Origin of the sequence: Variovorax sp. DXTD-1 (assembly GCF_003984625.1) — a bacterium.
Lineage (GTDB): Bacteria > Pseudomonadota > Gammaproteobacteria > Burkholderiales > Burkholderiaceae_C > Variovorax.
Map to the genome: position 1 here is coordinate 1 of NZ_RWKH01000046.1, position 3,363 is coordinate 3,363.

Genomic DNA, 3,363 nt, shown 5'->3' on the forward strand with positions numbered 1-3,363 from the left:
GGAAGAAGCAGCCGCCGCAGCCCAGTCGATGCAGGAGCAGGCCGCCAGCTTGGTGGAGGCGGTGAGCGTGTTCAAGCTGGACAGCAACGCCGCCATCCGCCCGCTTGCGCAAGTGCACGCCAAGCTGCAGCCGGCGCTGCCGCCCCGCAAAGCCATGCCCGCGCTGAAAGGCCCGGCCCGGGCTGCGGCGGAGGCCAAGTCCCCTCCCAGGCTTGCCGCAGCCCATGCTTCGTCGGGCGACTGGACCGAGTTCTAAAAGAGTTCCAACGACTTTCAACGCTTCTCAGGAGGGGAAAAAAATGAAATGGTTCCAAGGGCTTCCTGTTGCCGCAAAGCTGGTTCTCAGCTTTCTCGTCGTCGCGGCTGTGGGCGCGGGGGTCAGCGGGCTGGGCATCTTCCACATGGGGCGCATCAACGCCTCGACCGAGAGCCTCTACAACAACGATCTGCGCGCCATCAAGGCCGTGCAGGCAGCCAACATCCACCTGCTCGATGCCAGCCGCGCGCAGATGGGCCTGCTGTCGGCGGGCACGAAAGGCGAGCGCAACGTGGGCTTCAAGGAACTGAAGGAAGCCGTGGCGGCGCTCGAGTCCAATGTGGCCGATGTGAAGCCGCTGCTCGAGCAGACCTCCGAGGGGCGCGAGCTCCACGAGCAGTACCGGAAAATGATGCCGCCGCTGAAGAAGCACCTGGGCGATTTTGCGGACCTGATCGCGAGGCAGACGCTGGACAGCTCGCAATTCGAAGGCAACGTGCCCGAAGAAAGCGCGTCGCTGCTGAAGGAATCTCGCGCTCTTGAAAAGGTGCTGCAGAACATGGTTGCATTCAGCGACCAGCAGGCTCGCGCCAGCATGGAAGACGCCGCCGGCACGTTCAAGCAGTCGCGGCTTCTGATGCTGCTGCTGGCACTGGCCGGCGTTGCCATCAGCCTGGGGCTCGGTGTGGTGGTGGCGCGGCTCCTGGCGGGCCAACTGGGCGGCGAACCGGGCTATGCGGCCGATGTGGTCGGCCGCATCGCCAGCGGCGACCTGACGGAAAGCGTGCAGGCCCGCACGGCCCGCAGCGGCAGCCTGCTGTTCTCCATCAAGCGGATGCAAGACCAGCTGACCGACGTCGTCGTGCGGATCAAGACATCGAGCGACGCCATCGCCACCGCCTCGGGCCAGATTGCCGCGGGCAACCAGGACCTGTCTTCGCGCACCGAAGAGCAAGCCAGCTCGCTCGAAGAGACGGCCGCTTCGATGGAAGAACTCACGAGTACCGTCAAGCAGAACGCGGACAATGCCCGCCAAGCCAACCAGCTCGCGCTCTCGGCCTCCGAAGTGGCAGTCAAGGGCGGTAATGTCGTCGGCCAGGTGGTCGACACCATGGCCTCGATCAATGCCTCCTCGAAAAAGATCGTCGACATCATCGGCGTGATCGACGGCATTGCCTTCCAGACCAACATCCTGGCGCTCAACGCGGCAGTGGAAGCGGCGCGTGCCGGCGAGCAGGGCAGGGGCTTCGCCGTGGTGGCCGCCGAAGTGCGCAGCCTGGCACAGCGCTCAGGCGCAGCCGCCAAGGAAATCAAGGGCCTGATCGACGACTCCGTGGGCAAGGTCGACGTGGGCAGCGCCTTGGTAGGCGAAGCCGGCAAGACCATGGCCGAGATCGTGGGCAGCGTGAAGCGCGTGACCGACATCATCGGCGAGATCACGGCGGCCAGCCAGGAGCAGAGCACCGGCATCGAACAGGTGAACCAGGCCATTGCACAGATGGATCAGGTCACCCAGCAGAACGCGGCCTTGGTCGAAGAGGCGGCGGCCGCAGCCCAGTCGATGCAGGAGCAGGCCGCGAACCTCGTGGAGGCGGTGAGCGTGTTCAGGCTCGAAGCCGGCGCACACGGCGGCCATGCCACTGGCATCGAACCTTCGCACATGCCAGAAGCCTCAACCCGGCCTCTCGCGAGCTCGCGCAAGAAGGAGGCTATTGCCTCCACACCTCCCCTGGCGCTGGCCCGCGGCACCGCGGGCGACTGGACCGAGTTTTAACCACACCACCTCGACAGGAAGGAGGCCCCTGATGAACGCAGCAGCCACGGATTCGTCCCAGCCACAGCGCCCCTTTGTCTCGTTGGCGCGCACGCTGACCGTCAGGGTCGCCATTGCCATCTTTGCGGTCACGGTGTTCCTCCTTGGCGTGTTCTACGTCATCGGCTCTGCGCAGCAGCAGCACAGCGCCTCGCAGTACGCCAACGCCAAGGCCGAGGCCATCGCCCGCTCGCTGGACATCTTCGACCGCACCATGCAGATGACCGCAGAGAACGCATACGGCGTTTTCCGGCGCCAGTTTGCGGGCACTTTCGCGGTTGAAGATGCGGCGCAGGGCGTCGTCAGCAGCTTCGGTGTGGCAATCAACGGAGGCAGCACCGCAGAGGTGGATGCGTTCGCGCGCGACTTTCCCGGCGCCAACGCCACCGTGTTCGTGGCCCAGGGCGAAGACTTCCGCCGCGTGACCACGTCGGTCAAGAAGGAAAGCGGCGAGCGCGCGATCGGCACGCTGCTCGACCGCAAGAGCGCCGCGTATCCGCTGCTGCGCTCGGGCAAGCGGTTCGTCGGCCGCGTCACGCTGTTCGGGCGGCCCTACATCACGGTCTACGACCCGGTGCGCGACGCTGCGGGCAATGTGGTGGCGGTGCTCTACATCGGCCTGGACATCTCGCAGCAGCAGGCCTCGTTCGGCGAAGCCGTGGGCCAGACCCGCATCTTCGACACGGGCGGGCTCTACATCGTCAACCCGGGGTCGGACCCTGCCGCGGCGACGATCGTCTTCCATCCGACCGCGGGCGGAAAAAAACTTTCCGAGGTGCTCAAGGATGCCGAGGCCGCGGATTGGATCGGCCGGCTGAAGAGCGACGACGCCAAGTGGCTGGACAATGCGCCCGCGGTGCTTTTGCCGGCGCAGCAAGAAAAGCACTACGCATCCGTGAGCAAGAGCGAAGCCACTGGCTGGCTGGTGGTCGCGGAAATTCCCGCTTCGGAAGTCATGGCCGAGCTCTACCGCGAGATGACCGTGCTCGGCGGCTTCATCGCGCTGGCTGCAGTGGTACTGGGCGCGGCGCTGATCGTCTTTCTCCGGCGGACCGTGCGGCCGCTCAGTGTGTTGGGTGAACACGTGCAGACCATCGGCCAGGGCGATCTGTCGCGTCCGCTGAGCTCGAACCGCCGCGACGAGATCGGCGTCATCACACGGGCTGTCGAATCGATGCGCGCCGGTCTGGCCAACGTGGTCGGCGGCGTGCGCACAGGCACCGACGCCATCGCCACCGCCTCGGGCCAGATCGCCGCGGGCAACCAGGACCTTTCTTCGCGCACAGAGGAACAA

The 3,363-nt window shown here is 65.8% G+C and carries 2 protein-coding genes and 1 pseudogene; all 3 read left to right on the forward strand.

Annotated elements, in window-relative coordinates:
* Positions 1–256, forward strand: a pseudogene (locus EJI00_RS24630) (hypothetical protein); the annotation flags it as partial.
* 43 nt (positions 257–299) lie between these two features.
* Entirely contained in the window at positions 300–2,030 is a 1,731-nt protein-coding gene (locus EJI00_RS24635; RefSeq protein WP_126750095.1) for a methyl-accepting chemotaxis protein, read from the forward strand.
* Between the two features lie 31 nt (positions 2,031–2,061).
* Positions 2,062–3,363, forward strand: a 1,302-nt coding sequence (locus tag EJI00_RS24640) for a Cache 3/Cache 2 fusion domain-containing protein (RefSeq protein WP_148110650.1), incomplete at its 3' end; no start/stop codon positions are given.

Coding starts and splice junctions, on each gene's coding strand:
- EJI00_RS24635 (WP_126750095.1), top strand. CDS start 300: ATGAAATGGTTCCAAGGGCTTCCTGTTGCCGCAAAGCTGGTTCTCAGC.